Below are 18,057 nucleotides of genomic sequence, written 5' to 3'. Positions count from 1 at the left end.
GATTGTCCATCTTATCATGCGGCTGACCACTTAATAGACTAGCCTCAACAAAACGAATGCCATTGAGGAGCACACCATGTCAGTGAAAGCCATTGCCGTTAACCCAGAAAATCCCTCCACCTTCGTTGAAATCACCCCGCCGATGCCGCAGCCCGGCGAACACGATCTGCTGGTGGAGGTGAAAGCCGTCTCCGTAAACCCGGTGGACACCAAGGTACATGCAGGCATTGCTAAAAGCGGGCTGAAGGAGCCGCGCATTCTCGGGTGGGATGCCAGCGGGATCGTAAAAGCCGTTGGGGCTGGCGTCACCGGATTCAAACCGGGTGACGAAGTGTGGTACGCGGGGGATATCACCCGACCGGGCAGCAATACCACACATCAGCTGATCGATGCGCGCATTGTCGGGCACAAGCCTGCAAGCCTTGACTGGGCCGCCGCGGCTGCACTGCCGCTGACGGCGCTCACCGCGTGGGAAGGCCTGTTTGAACGGCTGAAGATTCAGGATGCCGACGCAGATAAAACGCTGCTGATTATTGGCGGCGCGGGCGGGGTGGGATCGCTGGCGATCCCGTTTGCGAAGCACAACAGCAAGGTAAAGGTGATCGCAACGGCGTCCCGTGAAGATTCCGCCCGGTGGTGCCGCGATCGCGGTGCAGATGTGGTGGTGAACTACCGCGATCTGAAAGGCGAACTGGCGAAGCACGGGCTGACCTTTGTGGATTACATTTTCATCCTCAACGACACCGACGGGCACTGGGATGCGGTCAGCGACCTGATTGCACCGCAGGGGCATATCTGTTCCATCGTTGAGAATGAACATCCGCTGAACCAGGACAAGCTGAAGTCCAAATCCGCCGCGCTGCACTGGGAATTTATGTACACCCGCAGCATGTATCAGACGGCGGATATGGCGCGTCAGGGAGAGATCCTGGACGAAGTCGCGAAGCTGGTGGATAACGGCGTGGTGGAAAGCTCGCTCAGCGAAACGCTGCACGGGCTAAGCGTGGAAAGCATTACCGAAGCGCACCGCAAGGTGCTGGAGGGACATATGCGTGGAAAGGTGGTGGTTGAGTATTGAGTGGACTGATTCCCTCACCCCGGCCCTCTCCCAAAGGGAGAGGGTGATTAAAGTCCCCTCTCCCTTTGGGAGAGGGTTAGGGTGAGGGGTAAATCTTTTACCCCTGCTCCCCCATCATCTCCTTCACCAGCTCGACGCAGCGCAGGAAACGGGTGTCGTAGTCCGACTCTTCCACATGGACAAACTCAACGTTGTTCTCGTTAAGCATCTCTACCAGCATGGTCTGGAACTCACGCCTGTCCACGGAGCTGCCCAGGCTGCGCATGCCGTCGGCCACCCATGGGGTGTTGTTTTCCAGCAGGATCACCAGGTCAAAGCGGTATTCGTCAATCAGCGCCTGCACAAACGGGTGCTCGCGCCCCTCGTACTTTTTGCAGAACGCCTGCGTGGTGACGAAATCGGTATCAATAAAGGCGACTTTATTGGCGTATTTCACCGCGAAATCAATGTACTGGGCATGACCGAGCGCGATTTTATCGTAGTCGGAATACTGCAACGCCATCTCGTCGCCGCCAAGGTGTGAAAAGACATAATCGCGGCCATACTCCCACGCGCTGGTGGTGTTGAAGATGTTCGCCAGCTTATTGACCAGCGTCGATTTCCCGCTCGACTCGCCGCCGAGGATCGCCACCGTACGCACGAAGAACGGCTTCACCTCGGTCGGGATGTAGTCCCAGTAACGGAACGGGTTCTCGCGAATCTGCGCCCCGCTGATGTTCATGAAGGTGCGTTTAGGATCGATCAGCACCGTCTCGATACCCAGATGCTCGCGGAACTGCGGCGCGTCGGACTCTTCAGAGGTGTAGATCCAGTTAGGCGCAATGCCCTTCTCTTCCATAAACGCTTTGATGCCGTTGCTCCACACGTCCCAGCCGTGCGGATACGGCTCCATGCCCTCTTCGTTAAAGGCATGAATACGAATATTTTTCTGATATTTAAAGGTCTGAAGCAGCCAGCGCAGGCGGTCCGGCACGGTGGGCTGCTGCGACATGGCGCTGTCTTCAAACAGCTGGCGATCGCGGGTTTCATCATAACCCATGATGATATGCAGCTCGTCGACCTGGCTACAGGCGCGCTGGATCAGATAGATATGCCCGGTATGCAGCGGGTAGAACTTACCGAACACCACGCCAATGTTCTTTTGCATCCGCGGAAATTCAAGCCCCAGAAAACGGTGCAGCGCTTCCAGCTTCTGCGCGCTGGGGCTTTTGATTTTGGCGTTCAGCAGTTGGCTCAGGTAGCCCTTGGTCATGCCGCTGGCGTCCGCCACCTGCTGCAACGTGCAGCCCTTCTGGCGGATAGCGGTCTTGATGTAGTCAAATGATGACATAAATTACGGTGCCTCCTGCAAAATCGAATACGTAATTATAAGTCGTCAAAGACATTTAACGCATCTGCGAGTTTTTTAACGCCGAAAACCTGCATCCCTTCCGGAATTTTTTTCGGCACGTTGGCGGCCGGAACAATCGCGCGGCGGAAGCCATGTTTTGCCGCTTCGGAGATACGCTCCTGACCGCTCGGCACCGGGCGGATCTCGCCGGCCAGCCCTACCTCACCAAATACCACCAGATCCTGCGGCAACGGTCTGTCGCGCAGGCTGGAGACCATTGCCAGCAGCAGCGCCAGGTCCGCGCTGGTTTCCGTAACCTTCACCCCACCAACCACGTTGACGAACACATCCTGATCCGCCATTTGCAGACCGCCGTGACGGTGCAGCACCGCCAGCAGGATCGCCAGGCGGTTCTGTTCCAGACCGACCGCCACGCGCCGCGGATTGCCCATCATCGAGTGATCCACCAGCGCCTGAATTTCAACCAGCAGCGGACGCGTTCCTTCCCACAGCACCATCACCGAACTCCCGGACGTGATCTCGTCGCCACGGCTCAGGAAGATGGCCGACGGGTTGCTGACTTCGCGAAGCCCCTGCTCGGTCATGGCAAACACGCCCAGCTCATTCACCGCGCCAAAGCGGTTTTTATGGCTGCGCAGGGTACGAAAACGGGAATCCGCATCGCCATCGAGCATCACCGAGCAGTCGATACAGTGTTCAAGCACTTTCGGTCCCGCCAGCGAGCCGTCTTTGGTCACATGACCAACCATCACAATCGCCACGCCGCGCGTTTTGGCAAAGCGCGTCAGGTAGGCCGCGGTTTCACGCACCTGCGCCACGCTTCCCGGTGACGACTGAATGTCAGCCATATGCATCACCTGAATGGAGTCGATCACCATCAGCTTCGGCTGCTCTTCTTCGGCGATCATGCAGATCTGCTCGATGCTGGTTTCCGACAGCATATTCAGATTGCCGGTCGGCAGGCCGAGGCGGTGCGCGCGCATCGCCACCTGCTGGAGTGATTCTTCCCCCGTGACGTACAGGGTTTTCATCTGTTCGGCGAGCTTGCAGAGCGTTTGCAGCAGCAGGGTCGATTTACCCGCGCCCGGGTTACCGCCGATCAGAATGGCGCTGCCCGGCACTACGCCACCGCCGAGCACGCGGTCAAATTCTTTGAATCCGGTTGAGAAGCGCGGCAGCGCCTCAAGGCTGATATCCGAAAGTTTTTGTACCTTCGACACGCCTGCATTGCCCGCATAGCCGCTCAGCCGTTCATTGCGGGCCACGCTCGGCGAAGCCGCCACACCACGCACTTCGGTGATGGTGTTCCAGGCATGACAGGCGCTGCATTGCCCCTGCCAGCGCGGATAATCCGCACCACATTCATTACAGACAAATGCGCGTTTTGGAGCTTTCGCCACGGTTTACCTCGTTATTTTTGATTAATGCTGCCGGAGAGAATACAGAACACCCCCATCAGATCAGCATGACGGATAGTGACTTCCGTCTTTTCATTCACTTTCGGTTTGGCATGGTAGGCAATACCCAGCCCGGCAACTTTGATCATCGGCAGATCGTTCGCGCCATCGCCGATGGCGACGGTCTGCTCGACCGGGATGGCATATTTCTCTGCCAGACGCGTCAGCGTATTGGCTTTGTACTGCGCATCCACGATGTCGCCGATGACCTGTCCGGTGAGTTTGCCGTCCATGATCTCCAGCTCGTTTGCCACCACGGTGGTCAGACGCAGCTTGTCACGCAGGTAGTCGGCAAAGAAGGTGAACCCGCCGGAGGCAATCGCCACTTTCCAGCCGAGCGTCTCCAGCTTGAGTACCAGCTGCGTAAGCCCAGGCATCAGGGGCAGTTCATCGCGCACCTGACGCAAAATGTTAGCATCGGCCCCCTTCAGGGTCGCTACGCGCTGTCTCAGGCTGGCGGTGAAATCCAGCTCGCCGCGCATCGCGCGCTCGGTGACTTCCGCCACCAGCTCTCCGCTGCCCGCCAGTTTAGCAATCTCGTCAATACACTCGATCTGAATGGCGGTGGAGTCCATGTCCATTACCAGCAGGCCGGGCGTTTTCAGGTGCGGAATTTTGCCGAGGGGAGCAACGTCCAGCCCGGCGTCGTGCGCCAGACGCGTGGCGCGCTGCGTCAGGGAACCCGCCAGGCGAATGACCTGATAATCTTCCACACACCAGGCCGCAACGATGACCATCGCTGCGCCCAGTTTGGTTTGATACTGGGTGAGGCGTTGCTTATCCAGGCCGCGTCCGTACAGCAGCCAGCCGCTACGGCCAGCGTGGTAATCGAGAGGCATCACCTCATCGCCACTTAAAGAGAGCGGCAATCCTGGCCATAAAGAGACATCCGTTGGCAGGTCGCACCAGGTAATGTTCGGCATTGAAGCTCCTGTAATTTCGTTCGCGCCGGAAGGTTCCAGAGGGAAAATAACGCATGAGGCTACCCTGTAACCATCACTTCTGGCAACATTAAGCCGTAAATTTTAAGCAGGTGGAATATGGCTCGCGCAAAACTGAAATTCCGGCTTCATCGCGCCGTGATTGTCCTGATCTGTCTCGCACTATTAGTGGCGCTGATGCAGGGGGCATCCTGGTTTAGCCAGAATCACCAACGACAGCGTAACCCGCAGTTTGAGGAGCTGGCCCGGACGCTGGCGCGCCAGGTGACGCTCAACGTTGCGCCGTCTATGCGCACCGAAACGCCGGATGATAAGCGAATAGCCCTGGTATTGCGCCAGCTTACGGAAAACAGCCGCATTCTGGATGCGGGCGTGTACGATGAACAGGGCGACCTGATTGCCCGCGCGGGTGAGCATGTCGACGTGCGCGACAGGCTGGCGCTGGATGGCAAAAAAGCCGGTGGTTATTTCAACCAACAAATCGTCGAACCCATTCAGGGCAAAAATGGTCCGCTCGGCTATTTACGTCTGACACTCGACACCCACACCCTGCCAACCGAAGCCAAACAGGTAGATAACACCACCAATATTTTGCGCCTGATGCTGCTGCTCTCACTGGCGATTGGCGTGGTACTGGCACGTACGTTGCTCCAGGGCAAGCGCACCCGCTGGCAGCAGTCGCCGTTCCTGTTAACCGCCAGCAAGTCGGTTCCCGAAGAGGAAGAGAGCGAGAAGAAAGAATAGTGATAAAGTAGGCGGATGATTCGGAAAAGGAACTCTGCCATGTCGACGTTACGCCTGCTAATCTCTGACTCTTACGATCCCTGGTTTAACCTGGCGGTAGAAGAGTGCATCTTCCGCCAGATGCCTGCCACCCAGCGCGTCCTGTTTCTCTGGCGCAACGCTGATACGGTCGTTATTGGCCGCGCGCAAAATCCGTGGAAAGAGTGTAACACCCGCCGTATGGAAGAGGACAACGTCCGCCTGGCGCGCCGCAGCAGCGGCGGCGGTGCGGTATTCCACGATCTGGGCAATACCTGCTTTACCTTTATGGCGGGCAAGCCGGAATACGACAAAACCATCTCGACCTCCATTGTGCTTAATGCGCTCAATTCGCTCGGCGTGACGGCTGAAGCCTCGGGACGTAACGATCTGGTGGTCAAAACGCCCGATGGCGACCGCAAGGTATCCGGCTCTGCCTATCGCGAAACGATGGATCGGGGATTCCACCACGGCACATTATTGCTGAATGCCGATCTGAGCCGTCTGGCTAACTACCTTAATCCAGATAAGAAAAAGCTACAGGCTAAGGGTATTACCTCCGTGCGCGGGCGCGTGGCGAATCTGGTGGAACTGCTGCCCGGGATTACTCATGAGCAGATTTGCGATGCGATCCGTGAAGCCTTCTTCGAACATTACGGTGAGCGGGTAGAAGCTGAAGTGATCTCCCCTGACAAAACACCGGACCTGCCCAACTTCGCGGAAACCTTTGCGCGCCAGAGCAGCTGGGAGTGGAACTTCGGCCAGGCACCGGCCTTTTCACACCTGCTGGACGAACGGTTTACCTGGGGCGGAGTGGAGCTGCACTTTGACGTGGAGAAGGGCCATATTACCCGCACGCAGGTCTTTACGGATAGTCTCAATCCTGCACCGCTGGAGGCGCTGGCCGCAGGTTTACAGGGCTGTCTGTACCATGCAGACAGTCTGCAACAGGCGTGCGAAGCGCTGTGGGTGGATTTCCCGGACCACGAGCGGGAGCTACGGGATCTTTCCCAATGGATCGCTGGCGCGGTGCGTTAATAAAAACACATAAGGGAAGTGAATACGCTTCCCTTATTCCTGAAAATTAACACACGTATATAAATAAACAGGGAACATACACAAAATATATATTTATAGATTATATATTAAGGGGAATTACATTCAAAAATTAACACTCCTTAATGTAAAGTTAGCTTTTCCTCTAGAATAATAGACAGCAAGAAATAGTTTTTCTATTTCTTCTCCACACGTCTGTTTCGAACGTTAAGGATTAACGATGAAAAAAATCATTATTGCAACCGCTGTTGCAATGACCCTCTCTGCGACTGCACATGCCGACTCTACTGCGGTATTAAAATTAAAAGGCGTATTAACCAACAACGCCTGTACCCCAACGCTGAGCGATGGCGCTGTCGTTGATTTCGGCACCAAATATATCAGTACGCTCTCCGCAACGGCAGATAACCAGCTGGGTTATAAAGATATTTCTCTGACTATCAACTGCTCTGCCGCAACGAAAGTAGCGTGGTCCATTACCGATGATCACGCAGATTCAATGAAGAAAATGACCATCGATAACGCCACTTTCGCGGGCGATCAGGCATGGAGTTCAACTAACCAGTACGGCGTAGGTAAAACGGCTGGCGGCGTCAATATCGGCGCTTACTCCGTGGGTATGAATTCGAATGTAACCGTAGATGGAAACGTCAAAGCATTAGGTTATTCCGCGATAGCAGATGATCCAATGTGGTTGCTTGCGGATACAGGTTCGCAGCTCGTCACTCATAGTGACGGTTCTATCCAGTATAGCGCACTAAATAGCAGTGATCGGACGTTGGTTCCCTTTATGAATGCCGTATTCCCGCTGCGCGTTGCGCTGGCGGTGCAGAAAACTGACACCCTGGCGATTACCGACGATACCCCGATCGACGGCCAGGCCACCATCACTTTGCATTATCTGTAACTGGCTCATTTCGCTTGTGAACTGAGCGTGATGGCCTGCATTTGTTAAGGAACAACAATGAAAAAGATTTTAGTTGCCACTGCCGTTGCGCTGGCCCTCTCCGCGACTGCCGCTAACGCCGCCTCTACCGCCGTACTGAAAGTGACCGGTTTACTCTCCGTTGCCGCCTGCACCCCGCAGTTAAGCGGCGGCGGCGAGGTGGATTATGGTCTTATCCACCTGGCGGATCTCTCCGCGACCAGCGTTAACCAGTTGGGTCAGAAAGATATCTCCCTGACCATCACCTGCCCGGTAGCCACTAAAGCTGGCTGGACCATCAGCGATGACCGCGCAGACACCCATCCGGGTGCTTCTGTGATCACCATTAACACCGCAGACGCGGCGGGCGGCAACGTTTCCGACACCACCCAGTCCTACGGCGTGGGCAAAACCGCGGGCGGCGTGAAAATTGGCGATTACTCCATCTTTGCTGATGTGGCGAACGTCACCGCCGACGGCGTGAAATCAGACGTTATCTCCGGTACCGTGGACAGCCCGTCCTGGCAGAAAACCGCTACCGGTATCATCAAAAACGCCAACATGGAAATGATGACCGTGGCCGCTTCCGGCACCACTGCGCCGCTGCCTTTCACGACCGCAGTATTTCCGCTGAAAACCTCCCTGGCGATTCAGAATACCGCGGCCCTCGCGATTACCGATGATACCAACCTGGATGGTCAGGCCACGATTACCGTTAAATATCTCTGATTATCAACCCGATAAAGTGTGAACTATGCCTCCTCTTAACAGAGGAGGTATTTTGTCAGGTTAAAGGATTAATCTTGATGTCAGTTGAATCCACGATCGCTCAGTGCGCCATTGCCGCACCGTTATTATTCTCTGCTCTCTTTGCTCAGGCGTATGCCGCCGGAATGGTGCCAGAAACCACGCTGCTGGTTATTGAAGAGTCGACTCACAGCGGCACCATGAACGTCAAATATACCGACACCTTCCCGGCCCTGATCTATACCACCATTGTCGATCTTCCTGACGATACAGGCGTGACGTTAAACGCGTGACCCTTGAGGGTATCCCGTCGAAAAACACCGATAAACATATGTAGATCGGCTTTAACCTGAGTCAGGATCTGCCCAACGGCATCAAGAACATTTCTGTCGCCCATACAGCCTTCAGGGAGCTGGATTTCAAAGTACTGAATACCCGTCGCGTAATGCTCGAAGTGAAACGTGCAGACGGCTCGTGACTGTCAAAAGGGACCAGTATCGTGGATGAGAAAAACAACTACCTGGTCAGCGCGGTGGACAGCGGGCGCGTTTTTGTCACTGATATGTCCAATAGCCCGGCACTTTATGCCGTTGACGATAATATGCAGCGCATCTGCCGCATCGATTAATCCCTGAGTGAGACTCAGGACAAAGAATCGTTTTATGAAACTGCTAAAGGAGTCTGTAAATGAAACACCTGGGTAAACATTTACTGATGACTTTTTCGCTAATGGCTACGCTTTTTACGCCTGCCTCGTGGTCCGCCGATGAGTGCCTGCTCACCCTCACCCCGGTGCTGAATGACCGCCAGTTTAATCACATAGGTGATACGGTGACGCTGGAAAGCAATTTGATGTGGGAAGTGTTGACGAAGTAAGCACCATAGGGGGCAAACCTGCCCCCCTGAAGAAAACGAAATTACTCTTGATCGCCCAGCAGAACGGATTCCAGCGCGATTTTGATCATGTCGTTGAAGGTGGTCTGACGCTCGGCAGCGGTGGTCTGCTCGTGAGTACGGATATGGTCAGACACGGTGCAAATGGTCAGCGCTTTCGCACCGAATTCAGCCGCCACGCCGTAGATACCGGCCGCTTCCATTTCCACACCCAGAATGCCGTATTTTTCCATCACGTCGAACATGTCGCCTTCTGGCGAGTAGAACAGATCGGCAGAGAACAGGTTGCCCACGCGCGCGTCTACGCCCAGCGCTTTTGCCGCGTCAACCGCGTTACGCACCATGTCAAAGTCAGCAATGGCCGCAAAGTCATGATCTTTAAAGCGAATGCGGTTGACTTTAGAGTCGGTGCACGCGCCCATGCCGATCACCACGTCACGCAGCTTAACGTCCATGCGAACCGCGCCGCAGGAGCCGACACGGATGATTTTCTTCACGCCGAAATCGGTGATCAGCTCTTTGGTGTAGATGGAGCAGGATGGGATACCCATGCCGTGACCCATCACGGAGATTTTGCGGCCTTTATAGGTACCGGTGAAGCCCAGCATGCCGCGCACGTTGTTCACTTCACGCACGTCTTCGAGGAAGGTTTCTGCAATGTGCTTCGCGCGCAGCGGGTCGCCCGGCATCAATACGACGTCAGCGAAATCACCCATTTCTGCATTAATGTGAGGAGTTGCCATCTTCAGTTCCTTTTACATTGTTGTTTTTTCCGGGTGGCGGCTGCGCCTTACCCGGCCTACATTCTGTTTTCCCTCTCCCTGTGGGAGAGGGTCGGGGTGAGGGCATCAGGCCTCACCCAATCCGTTTAGAACATAGCCTTGCCATATTCCATGTCAGACGTACCAAAGTATTTCGCAATCGTCTGGCCGATGTCCGCGAAGGTTTCACGGTGACCCAGCGAGCCCGGTTTGACTTTCGGGCCGTACACCAGCACCGGAATGTGCTCACGGGTGTGGTCGGTACCGGTCCAGGTCGGGTCACAGCCATGGTCAGCGGTCAGGATCAGAATGTCATCTTCTCCCACCAGCTCCATCAGCTCTGGCAGACGGCGGTCAAACAGCTCCAGACCCGCAGCATAACCGGCGACGTCGCGACGGTGGCCCCAGGAGGAGTCGAAGTCCACGAAGTTGGTGAAGACAATGGTCTTATCGCCCGCTTCTTTCATCTCTTTGATGGTGGCGTCGAACAGCGCATCCAGACCGGTCGCTTTGACCTTTTTGGTAATGCCGCAGTTGGCGTAAATGTCCGCGATTTTACCCACGGAAACCACGTGACCGTCTTTCTCGTCGACGAGTTTTTGCAGCACGGTCGGCGCCGGTGGCTCCACGGCCAGATCGTGACGGTTGCCGGTACGCTGGAAGTTACCCGCTTTGTCGCCGATAAACGGACGCGCGATAACGCGGCCAATGTTGTAGCCGCCTTCGGTCAGCTCTTCACGGGCGATTTCGCACAACTCGTACAGTTTATCCAGGCCAAACGTCTCTTCATGGCAGGCGATCTGGAACACGGAGTCAGCAGAGGTATAGAAAATTGGCTTGCCGGTTTTCATGTGCTCTTCGCCGAGCTGGTCCAGAATCACGGTACCCGAGGAGTGGCAGTTGCCGAGGTAGCCCGGCAGGTTGGCACGCTTCACCAGCTTATCAAGCAGCTCTTGCGGGAAGCTGTTCTCGTGATCGGAGAAGTAACCCCAGTCGAACAGCACCGGCACGCCGGCGATTTCCCAGTGGCCGGACGGAGTATCTTTACCGGAAGAGAGCTCGTGCGCCCACGCGTAGGCGCCCACCACTTCCGCGTTACCGTCCATACCGGCTGCGATCTTACCGGTAGAGCCTTCATGCGCTTTTACCAGCCCCAGACGGGTCAGGTTTGGCAGGTTCAGAGGGCCTTTACGACCGTTGTCCGCTTCGCCTTTTGCACAGGCTTCCGCGATGTGACCCAGGGTATCGGAACCCACGTCACCAAATCGTTCTGCATCTTCGGTTGCGCCGATGCCGAATGAGTCCAGCACCATAATAAATGCACGTTTCATAATTGTTCTCCGTACTTAGTGCTTCATAAAAATGCGATCAGATCAGTATACCGCTATTCAGTGATACGACGATAGACCGTCGGTGTGGTTTCCGGTGCTTTATCGTCAAGAGATATTGCCGCCTTCACCGCTTTCGCCGCGTCCTGCCAGCTGACTTCATCTCTCGCGTGGATCACCGCCAGCGGACGTTGGCCGTCAACGCAGTCACCCAGACGGGCCATATCGGTAAAGCCGACGCTGTAATCAATGGTGTCCGATGCCTGACGACGACCGCCGCCCATAGACACGACAGCCATGCCGAGCGCGCGGGTATCCATAGCCGAGACAAAGCCTTCGCTGTCCGCATAGACCGCTTTGCTGAGCATCGCGGTGGGCAGGTATTTCGCGTAATTTTCCACGAAGTCGGTCGGGCCTTTCTGCGCCGCCACCATCCGACCAAAGATCTCCGCCGCTTTGCCGTTGTCCAGCACCGTCTGAAGCTTCGCGCGCGCGTCAGCGTCGTCTTTGGCCAGCTTGCCGGAGATTAACATCTCAACGCACAGCGCCATGGTGACATCGAACAGGCGCGGGTTACGGTATTCGCCTGTGAGGAACTGCACAGCCTCGCGGACTTCAACCGCGTTACCGGCGCTGGAGGCCAGCACCTGGTTCATGTCCGTCAGCAGTGCGGTGGTGCGCACGCCCGCGCCGTTGGAAACGCCAACGATCGCTTCGGCCAGCGCCTCAGAGAGTTCATAGGTCGGCATAAACGCGCCGCTGCCCACTTTCACATCCATCACCAGCGCATCCAGACCTTCCGCCAGTTTTTTGGCAAGGATAGAGGCGGTGATCAGCGGGATGGAGTCTACAGTCGCGGTAATGTCACGCGTCGCGTAGAAACGCTTGTCAGCCGGAGCAAGAGAGCTGGTCTGGCCGATAATCGCCACGCCAACGTCTTTAATAATGTCGCGGAAGCGGTTGTCATCCGGGAAGATATCGAAGCCCGGAATGGCTTCCAGTTTGTCGAGCGTACCGCCGGTGTGGCCCAGGCCGCGCCCGGAAATCATCGGGATGTAACCGCCGCAGGCTGCCACCATCGGGCCAAGCATCAGGGAGGTCACGTCGCCCACGCCGCCGGTGGAGTGTTTGTCCACAATCGGGCCGTTGAGGTTGAGGCTTTTCCAGTCCAGAACGGTTCCTGAATCTCGCATCGCCATGGTCAGCGACACGCGCTCAGGCATCGACATATCGTGGAAGAAAATGGTCATCGCCAGAGCCGCAATCTGCCCTTCAGAGATGGTGTTATCACGAATGCCATTGATAAAGAAGCGGATTTCTTCGTCGCTTAATGCATGACCATCACGTTTTTTACGAATAATTTCTTGTGCGAGAAACACGGTAACCTCCATGCGGAATCGGGTGAATGGCGGCGGGTATGTTGACCCGCCCCACGATCCTTTAGGCCGGGTTAGCGTAGCGCCACCCGGCAATTCAACTTAGTAGCTGCTTGCGCTCTTACCGTCGCCGTGACCCAGCGCTTTCAGCAGGCTGGCCAGCAGGCTGGACGCGCCGAAGCGGTAGTGGCGGGAGTCCGCCCAGTCGGCGCCGAACAGCTCGTCGGCAATCGCCAGGAACTGCTGCGCGTCTTCTGCGGTACGCACGCCGCCTGCCGGTTTGAAGCCAACGGTTTTGGACACGCCCATATCACGGATGACTTCCATCATGATGCGTGCGCTTTCCGGGGTAGCGTTGACCGGCACTTTACCGGTAGAGGTTTTAATGAAATCCGCGCCCGCTTTGATGGAGATTTCAGACGCCTTACGAATCAGCGCCTCTTCTTTCAGCTCGCCGGTTTCAATGATCACTTTAAGCAGCACGTTTGCCGCCGCACACGCGTCTTTACAGGCTTTCACCAGGTCAAAACCGACCTGCTCGTTGCCGGCGATCAGCGCGCGGTACGGGAATACCACGTCAACTTCGTCTGCGCCGTACGCAATCGCCGCGCGGGTTTCTGCCAGCGCGATCTCGATATCGTCATTGCCGTGCGGGAAGTTAGTTACGGTGGCAATGCGCACGTCCGGCGTGCCCTGCTCTTTCAGCGTTTTGCGGGCAATCGGGATGAAGCGCGGATAGATACAAACGGCGGCGGTGTTACCCACTGGCGTTTTCGCCTGATGGCACAGGGCGATGACTTTTTCATTGGTGTCGTCATCGTTCAGGGTGGTCAGGTCCATCAGTTTCAACGCGCGCAGGCTGCTTGCAGTTAAATCGGTCATAACATTCTCCAACGGCAGTGCCGTATAAATTTTACCTTGCGGGTCTGTGAGTATTCTAACATTCACCCGCATCCACACTTCGACATTCATCACAGTTAATGAAAACTGTGTGCAAATTTGCATTACTGTAATGAGATCTGCTTCAAATTTTAGTGCGTTAATTGCTGACTAAATCGGCGATATCCCCTTTCTGATCAAAAGCGCCACCAGGCTGGCTTCCTACAATTCGTTCACTATCCGCAGAACAACCAAGGAAGTGAACATGCCCGACGCCCTGCAACAACGTTGCCAGCACATTGTGACCAGCCCGGTGTTAACCCCGGAACAAAAACGTCATTTTCTGGCGCTGGAAGCGGAGAACAATCTGCCCTATCCCGCTCTGTCAGAGGCGGCCCGCGCCGCGCTGGACGAGGGATTCATCTGCGACATGTTCGAAGGCCATGCGCCTTACAAACCGCGCTACGTGCTGCCGGACTACGCTAAATTTCTGGCTAACGGCTCAGAATGGCTGGAGCTGGAAGGGGCGAAAGATCTGGATGATGCCCTCTCGCTGCTCACTATCCTTTACCACCACGTTCCGTCCGTCACGTCCATGCCGGTCTATCTGGGCCAGCTCGATGAAATCCTCAGCCCTTATGTTAAAATTCTAACACAGGATAAAATCGATAGCCGAATAAAACGTTTCTGGCGTTACCTGGACAGAACGCTGCCCGATGCGTTTATGCATGCCAATATCGGCCCGGCGGATACGCCTGTCACCCGAGCAATCCTTCGTGCGGATGCCGAACTTAAGCAGGTTGCGCCGAACCTGACCTTTATCTACGACCCGGATGTTACCCCCGGCGATCTGCTGCTGAGCGTGGCGAAAAACATTTGTGAATGTAGTAAACCGCATATTTCTAATGGCCCGGTGAATGATAAAATTTTCACAAAAGGTCGCTATGGCGTGGTGAGCTGTTACAACTCCCTGCCGCTGGCGGGCGGCGGCAGCACGCTGGTGCGCCTAAACCTGAAAGCGATTGCGGAACACAGCCACTCATCGGAAGACTTTTTCACCCGTACCCTTCCCCACTACTGCCAGCAACAAATCGCGATCATTAATGCGCGCTGCGATTTTTTATATGAACAATCCGGCTTCTTTGAGAATAGCTTCCTGGTAAAAGAGGGGCTGATTGATGCCGATCGCTTTGTGCCGATGTTTGGCATGTACGGTCTGGCCGAAGCGGTGAACGTGCTGTGCCAGAAAGCAGGCATTACGGGACGTTACGGTAAGAACGAACAGGCCAATGCGCTGGGCTACCGCATCAGTGAACAGCTTGCGGCGTTTGTCGAAAACACGCCGGTGAAACACGGCTGGAAGCAGCGCGCGATGCTTCATGCGCAGTCGGGGATCAGCTCTGACTCGGGCACCACGCCGGGCGCGCGCCTGCCCTACGGCGACGAGCCGGATCCCATCAGCCACCTGCTGGCCGTTGCGCCGCACCACAAGCACTACGCTTCCGGGATCAGCGACATTCTGACGCTGGATGAAACGGTAAAACGTAACCCGCAGGCAGTGGTCCAGCTCTGTCTCGGCGCGTTCAGGGCGGGGATGCGCGAGTTTACCGCCAACGTTGCGGGTAACGATCTCGTGCGCGTTACCGGCTATATGGTGCGGCTCTCCGATCTTGAGAAATACCGGGAGGCCGGCTCGCGCACCAACACCACCTGGCTCGGCGAGGAGGCCGCGCGCAATACCCGTATTCTGGAACGTCAGCCGCGCGTGATAAGTCATGAACAGCAGATGCGCTTTAGTTAGTCAGGTCATACCCTTCTCCTGCGTGGACGGGCCGGGCAGCCGCCTGGCGTTGTTCCTCCAGGGCTGTAACCTGCGCTGCAAAACCTGCCACAACCCGTGGACGATAGGGCGCTGCAACGACTGCGGCGACTGTGTACCCCACTGTCCGCATGATGCGCTGACGATTCAGGCCGGGCGCATCTGGTGGCAGGAGAGTCACTGTCAGCAGTGCGACACCTGCCTGCACCTGTGTCAGAAGCAGGCGACGCCGATGGCGCAGCGCTATAGCGTCGAGGAGATCCTCTCCCGGGTTCTCACGTGCGCGCCGTTTATTGAGGGCGTGACCGTCAGCGGGGGTGAGGCCACCACGCAGCTGCCGTTTTTGGTTGCGCTTTTCACCGCAATCAAAGCCGATCCGTCCCTGCGCCATCTGACGTGCCTGGTGGACAGCAACGGCCTGTTAAGCGAAACCGGCTGGCAAAAGCTGTTTCCGGTGTTTGACGGCGCGATGGTGGATCTGAAAGCCTGGGGCAATGAACATCACCGTTTTCTGACCGGGCGCGAAAACACGCTGATCAAGCAGAGCATCCGCTGGCTGGCCGATCGTCATCGCCTGACGGAGCTGCGCCTGCTGGTGATCCCCGATCGGTGTGATTATCTGCAACATCTGCCATCGCTGACCGCTTTTATCCACACGTTGGGGAACGTTCCGGTGCGGATCAACGCGTTTCATGCCCATGGGGTTTACGGGGAGGCGGCGAGATGGCGGAGCGCCACGCCGGAGGACATCGAGCCGCTGGCGCAGGCCCTGGAACGGCAGCAGATCACGGTGATCCGCCCGGCCCTTTATCTATAGCGTGATGCCGAAGACCGCTCGGGTATTTTCCAGCAGCGCGCTGGCAATCACATCTTCAGGCTCCTGACGCAACTCACACAGCACATCAAAAACGCGCGCCGCCTGCTCCGGGCGGTTAGGCTGGCCCTGAAAACCATTCAGCGGCATGTCAGGCGCATCCGTTTCCAGCAGGAGCGAGGTCAGCGGGAGCTGTGCCATCACATCACGGGTTTTGCTGGCACGCGGATAGGTAATGGTGCCACCGACGCCAATTTTATAGCCCAGCTCGATAAAACGCTGCGCCTGCTGAAGGCTTCCAGCGAAACCATGGACCACGCCCCTGCGCGGCACGTCGATGCGCTTCAGGTGCATCGCCAGTTTGTCATGGGTACGTCTGGAGTGGAGGATCACCGGCAGATCGTGGCGCTTTGCCAACCGGAGCTGCGCGTCCAGAATCGTCTGCTGGCGTTCAAACTGCGGATCTTCACGATAGAGATCGAGGCCGATCTCACCGATGGCAACCAGCTTCGTATCCGCGTTTTGCAGCGTGGCATCCAGCCTGTCGAGATGGTCATCAAGATGGTGCTCAATAACGATCGGATGCAGACCCAACGCGGCATACAGCGCATCGTGCCCCCGGGCAAGCGCCAGAACTTTCTCGAATCTCGCCGCTTCAATAGCGGGCACAATAATGGCTCTCACACCGGCCTCAGCCGCACGCGCAAGACTGGATGTTTCCTCCCCGCTAAACGGCGGGAAATCAAAGTGGCAATGGGTATCGATAAAGCAGTGCGTCACGCCAGATCCTCGTTATCGAGTAAGCCATCGTTGGCCTGCGGCGCGTCCACCAGCGGCATCGCCACCGCGTCATTGGCCACAACGGCAGGCGGCAAAATGATGCTTTTATGCCGATGAAGAGGCGGTTGCTCGGCCAGCATTTTCCCGACGGTCGCAAGGAAGTAACGCCCGCACAGCCGCCCCGTTTTGTAATCCATACGCAACGCAGGCAACCGACTGCCCAGCGCCATGCTCAACAGCGGCTTCGGCGGATAAATTTCAAAGATGCGCAGCTTGCCCGGTGGTTTTTCAATAAAACGCTGCATCGCGCCGTAGGTGGTTTCATGCTGCTTCGCAATATTCACCAGCGGTTGCAGGCTGCTGTCGCCCAGCCAGCGTTCCATCCGCTTAAACCACTGTGGGGTGTAATACATCTGCGAAGGCACCGTACGGATCACCACAATGGTTTTTGCCCCGCGCCGCGCCGCCTCCTGTACCGGCACCGCGTCGCTGATACCACCGTCAAGATAGCTTATCCCCTCCAGCAACGCGCCGGTGCGGTAGAATCCCGGGATCGCGCTGGACGCGCGGATGATATCCAGCCAGTTCTCTTTCTGCGGCGAAAAGTAACCCGGCGAATAGTCATCGCCACGGCTGGCGCACATCCAGAACTCTTTGCCGGTATCGAACAGTCGTGACGCGGTATCCATGGCCAGCGGCATCTGGCTGGAGGTGGCATCCAGTAACCAGTCGAGATCGATCAGGTTCCCGCCGCGCACGAAGCGTACCGGATTGAAGAATTCTTTCGAGGTGGTATAGCGCATAATCACTTTGCGCGCATAGCCGGGCTGGTTGCAGACATAGGCGGAGAGGTTCTGCGCCCCGGCAGAGGTACCGAAATAGAGATCGAACGGGTTGAATTGCGCGCGCATAAATTCGTCGAGCACGCCGGCGGTAAAAATACCGCGCTGCCCGCCCCCTTCACAGACCAGCGCAAGCTGGCCTGCATGAAACGGTTTTAACGTCAGCGGCGCAATATTGCCGAGCGTAACGGGAATTCGTTGCCCCACCTCTGCCTTCCTGTTTTCATTATTGTGATGAGACACAGTA

Annotated in this window: 17 protein-coding genes and 2 pseudogenes; 10 read left to right on the top strand and 9 right to left on the bottom strand. The window is 56.4% G+C overall.

The genetic code is table 11. The features are described from left to right. Positions 1 to 76 precede the first annotated feature (76 nt). Positions 77 to 1,078, top strand: coding sequence for a zinc-binding alcohol dehydrogenase family protein (locus ACOTX4_RS14285; RefSeq protein ID WP_022650375.1), 1,002 nt, complete (start codon positions 77 to 79; stop codon positions 1,076 to 1,078). A gap of 97 nt (positions 1,079 to 1,175) precedes the next feature. On the opposite strand, the gene nadR is transcribed toward ACOTX4_RS14285, so the two are convergent. The 3 genes from nadR to serB are packed head-to-tail and all read right to left on the bottom strand — an operon-like array spanning position 1,176 to position 4,809. After that, complete coding sequence (gene nadR, locus ACOTX4_RS14280) at positions 1,176 to 2,408, bottom strand: multifunctional transcriptional regulator/nicotinamide-nucleotide adenylyltransferase/ribosylnicotinamide kinase NadR (protein WP_003856522.1); 1,233 nt, start codon at positions 2,406 to 2,408, stop codon at positions 1,176 to 1,178. Between the two features lie 35 nt (positions 2,409 to 2,443). Continuing rightward, positions 2,444 to 3,829 carry a DNA repair protein RadA gene (radA, locus tag ACOTX4_RS14275; protein WP_003856523.1) on the bottom strand — a complete coding sequence of 462 codons (1,386 nt, stop codon included), beginning with the start codon at positions 3,827 to 3,829 and terminating at the stop codon, positions 2,444 to 2,446. An 11-nt stretch (positions 3,830 to 3,840) separates the two neighbouring features. Beyond that, complete coding sequence (gene serB / locus ACOTX4_RS14270) at positions 3,841 to 4,809, bottom strand: phosphoserine phosphatase (RefSeq protein ID WP_003856524.1); 969 nt, start codon at positions 4,807 to 4,809, stop codon at positions 3,841 to 3,843. A gap of 117 nt (positions 4,810 to 4,926) precedes the next feature. Between serB and ACOTX4_RS14265 the strand changes: the two genes are divergently transcribed. The 7 genes and pseudogenes from ACOTX4_RS14265 to ACOTX4_RS14235 all read left to right on the top strand — a co-directional run. Continuing rightward, entirely contained in the window at positions 4,927 to 5,571 is a 645-nt protein-coding gene (locus ACOTX4_RS14265; RefSeq protein ID WP_003856526.1) for a YtjB family periplasmic protein, read from the top strand. 39 nt (positions 5,572 to 5,610) lie between these two features. Continuing rightward, positions 5,611 to 6,627 (top strand): lipoate--protein ligase LplA, encoded by a 1,017-nt coding sequence (gene lplA, locus ACOTX4_RS14260; protein ID WP_045332542.1) that lies wholly within the window; start codon positions 5,611 to 5,613, stop codon positions 6,625 to 6,627. A gap of 238 nt (positions 6,628 to 6,865) precedes the next feature. Continuing rightward, the gene (locus ACOTX4_RS14255) at positions 6,866 to 7,552 is read left to right on the top strand and encodes a DUF1120 domain-containing protein (protein ID WP_045332543.1); all 687 of its coding nucleotides are present in this window, start codon (positions 6,866 to 6,868) and stop codon (positions 7,550 to 7,552) included. A 57-nt stretch (positions 7,553 to 7,609) separates the two neighbouring features. Next, positions 7,610 to 8,299 (top strand): DUF1120 domain-containing protein, encoded by a 690-nt coding sequence (locus ACOTX4_RS14250; protein WP_063937930.1) that lies wholly within the window; start codon positions 7,610 to 7,612, stop codon positions 8,297 to 8,299. 77 nt (positions 8,300 to 8,376) lie between these two features. Next, positions 8,377 to 8,610, top strand: coding sequence for a hypothetical protein (locus ACOTX4_RS14245; protein WP_063937928.1), 234 nt, complete (start codon positions 8,377 to 8,379; stop codon positions 8,608 to 8,610). Between the two features lie 59 nt (positions 8,611 to 8,669). After that, a pseudogene (locus ACOTX4_RS14240) lies at positions 8,670 to 9,008 on the top strand (FimD/PapC C-terminal domain-containing protein); the annotation flags it as partial. An 86-nt stretch (positions 9,009 to 9,094) separates the two neighbouring features. Continuing rightward, positions 9,095 to 9,193: pseudogene (locus ACOTX4_RS14235) on the top strand (hypothetical protein); the annotation flags it as partial. 41 nt (positions 9,194 to 9,234) lie between these two features. Here the strand turns inward: ACOTX4_RS14235 and deoD are convergent. The 4 genes from deoD to deoC form a co-directional block, all read right to left on the bottom strand. Further along, positions 9,235 to 9,954 carry a purine-nucleoside phosphorylase gene (deoD, locus tag ACOTX4_RS14230; protein WP_022650368.1) on the bottom strand — a complete coding sequence of 240 codons (720 nt, stop codon included), beginning with the start codon at positions 9,952 to 9,954 and terminating at the stop codon, positions 9,235 to 9,237. A 125-nt stretch (positions 9,955 to 10,079) separates the two neighbouring features. Further along, positions 10,080 to 11,303, bottom strand: a complete 1,224-nt coding sequence (gene deoB, locus ACOTX4_RS14225; RefSeq protein WP_003856540.1) for a phosphopentomutase — start codon at positions 11,301 to 11,303, stop codon at positions 10,080 to 10,082. A gap of 53 nt (positions 11,304 to 11,356) precedes the next feature. Then, entirely contained in the window at positions 11,357 to 12,679 is a 1,323-nt protein-coding gene (deoA, locus tag ACOTX4_RS14220) for a thymidine phosphorylase (protein WP_063937920.1), read from the bottom strand. Between the two features lie 99 nt (positions 12,680 to 12,778). Then, positions 12,779 to 13,558 (bottom strand): deoxyribose-phosphate aldolase, encoded by a 780-nt coding sequence (gene deoC / locus ACOTX4_RS14215; protein ID WP_003856543.1) that lies wholly within the window; start codon positions 13,556 to 13,558, stop codon positions 12,779 to 12,781. Positions 13,559 to 13,820: 262 nt separating this feature from the next. Here deoC and ACOTX4_RS14210 point away from each other — a divergent pair, with 262 nt between their 5' ends. Both ACOTX4_RS14210 and ACOTX4_RS14205 read left to right on the top strand, forming a co-directional pair. Further along, positions 13,821 to 15,356 carry a YjjI family glycine radical enzyme gene (locus ACOTX4_RS14210; RefSeq protein WP_063937918.1) on the top strand — a complete coding sequence of 512 codons (1,536 nt, stop codon included), beginning with the start codon at positions 13,821 to 13,823 and terminating at the stop codon, positions 15,354 to 15,356. Next, the gene (locus ACOTX4_RS14205) at positions 15,331 to 16,191 is read left to right on the top strand and encodes a YjjW family glycine radical enzyme activase (protein ID WP_045342576.1); all 861 of its coding nucleotides are present in this window, start codon (positions 15,331 to 15,333) and stop codon (positions 16,189 to 16,191) included. Before ACOTX4_RS14210 ends, ACOTX4_RS14205 begins: the two co-directional genes overlap by 26 nt. Here the strand turns inward: ACOTX4_RS14205 and ACOTX4_RS14200 are convergent. Further along, on the bottom strand, positions 16,186 to 16,968 hold the full coding sequence (locus ACOTX4_RS14200; protein ID WP_045342575.1) for a TatD family hydrolase: 783 nt from the start codon (positions 16,966 to 16,968) through the stop codon (positions 16,186 to 16,188). The genes ACOTX4_RS14205 and ACOTX4_RS14200 overlap by 6 nt on opposite strands. Beyond that, a complete protein-coding gene (locus ACOTX4_RS14195; RefSeq protein WP_003856550.1) occupies positions 16,965 to 18,017 on the bottom strand; it encodes a patatin-like phospholipase family protein in 1,053 nt (350 codons plus the stop codon). The genes ACOTX4_RS14200 and ACOTX4_RS14195 overlap by 4 nt, the downstream gene beginning before the upstream one ends. Positions 18,018 to 18,057 lie beyond the last annotated feature (40 nt).

Source organism: Enterobacter cloacae complex sp. IR5459 (genome assembly GCF_049238005.1).
GTDB classification, from domain to species: domain Bacteria; phylum Pseudomonadota; class Gammaproteobacteria; order Enterobacterales; family Enterobacteriaceae; genus Enterobacter; species Enterobacter hormaechei_C.
The sequence above is the reverse complement of the archived record's forward strand: the minus strand, read 5'-3'. Positions and strand labels throughout refer to the sequence as shown.

Coding starts and splice junctions, on each gene's coding strand:
- deoB (WP_003856540.1), bottom strand. CDS start 11,303: ATGAAACGTGCATTTATTATGGTGCTGGACTCATTCGGCATCGGCGCA.
- ACOTX4_RS14205 (WP_045342576.1), top strand. CDS start 15,331: ATGAACAGCAGATGCGCTTTAGTTAGTCAGGTCATACCCTTCTCCTGC.
- ACOTX4_RS14265 (WP_003856526.1), top strand. CDS start 4,927: ATGGCTCGCGCAAAACTGAAATTCCGGCTTCATCGCGCCGTGATTGTC.
- ACOTX4_RS14245 (WP_063937928.1), top strand. CDS start 8,377: ATGTCAGTTGAATCCACGATCGCTCAGTGCGCCATTGCCGCACCGTTA.
- deoD (WP_022650368.1), bottom strand. CDS start 9,954: ATGGCAACTCCTCACATTAATGCAGAAATGGGTGATTTCGCTGACGTC.
- ACOTX4_RS14250 (WP_063937930.1), top strand. CDS start 7,610: ATGAAAAAGATTTTAGTTGCCACTGCCGTTGCGCTGGCCCTCTCCGCG.
- ACOTX4_RS14255 (WP_045332543.1), top strand. CDS start 6,866: ATGAAAAAAATCATTATTGCAACCGCTGTTGCAATGACCCTCTCTGCG.
- nadR (WP_003856522.1), bottom strand. CDS start 2,408: ATGTCATCATTTGACTACATCAAGACCGCTATCCGCCAGAAGGGCTGC.
- lplA (WP_045332542.1), top strand. CDS start 5,611: ATGTCGACGTTACGCCTGCTAATCTCTGACTCTTACGATCCCTGGTTT.
- ACOTX4_RS14210 (WP_063937918.1), top strand. CDS start 13,821: ATGCCCGACGCCCTGCAACAACGTTGCCAGCACATTGTGACCAGCCCG.
- deoC (WP_003856543.1), bottom strand. CDS start 13,558: ATGACCGATTTAACTGCAAGCAGCCTGCGCGCGTTGAAACTGATGGAC.
- ACOTX4_RS14285 (WP_022650375.1), top strand. CDS start 77: ATGTCAGTGAAAGCCATTGCCGTTAACCCAGAAAATCCCTCCACCTTC.
- serB (WP_003856524.1), bottom strand. CDS start 4,809: ATGCCGAACATTACCTGGTGCGACCTGCCAACGGATGTCTCTTTATGG.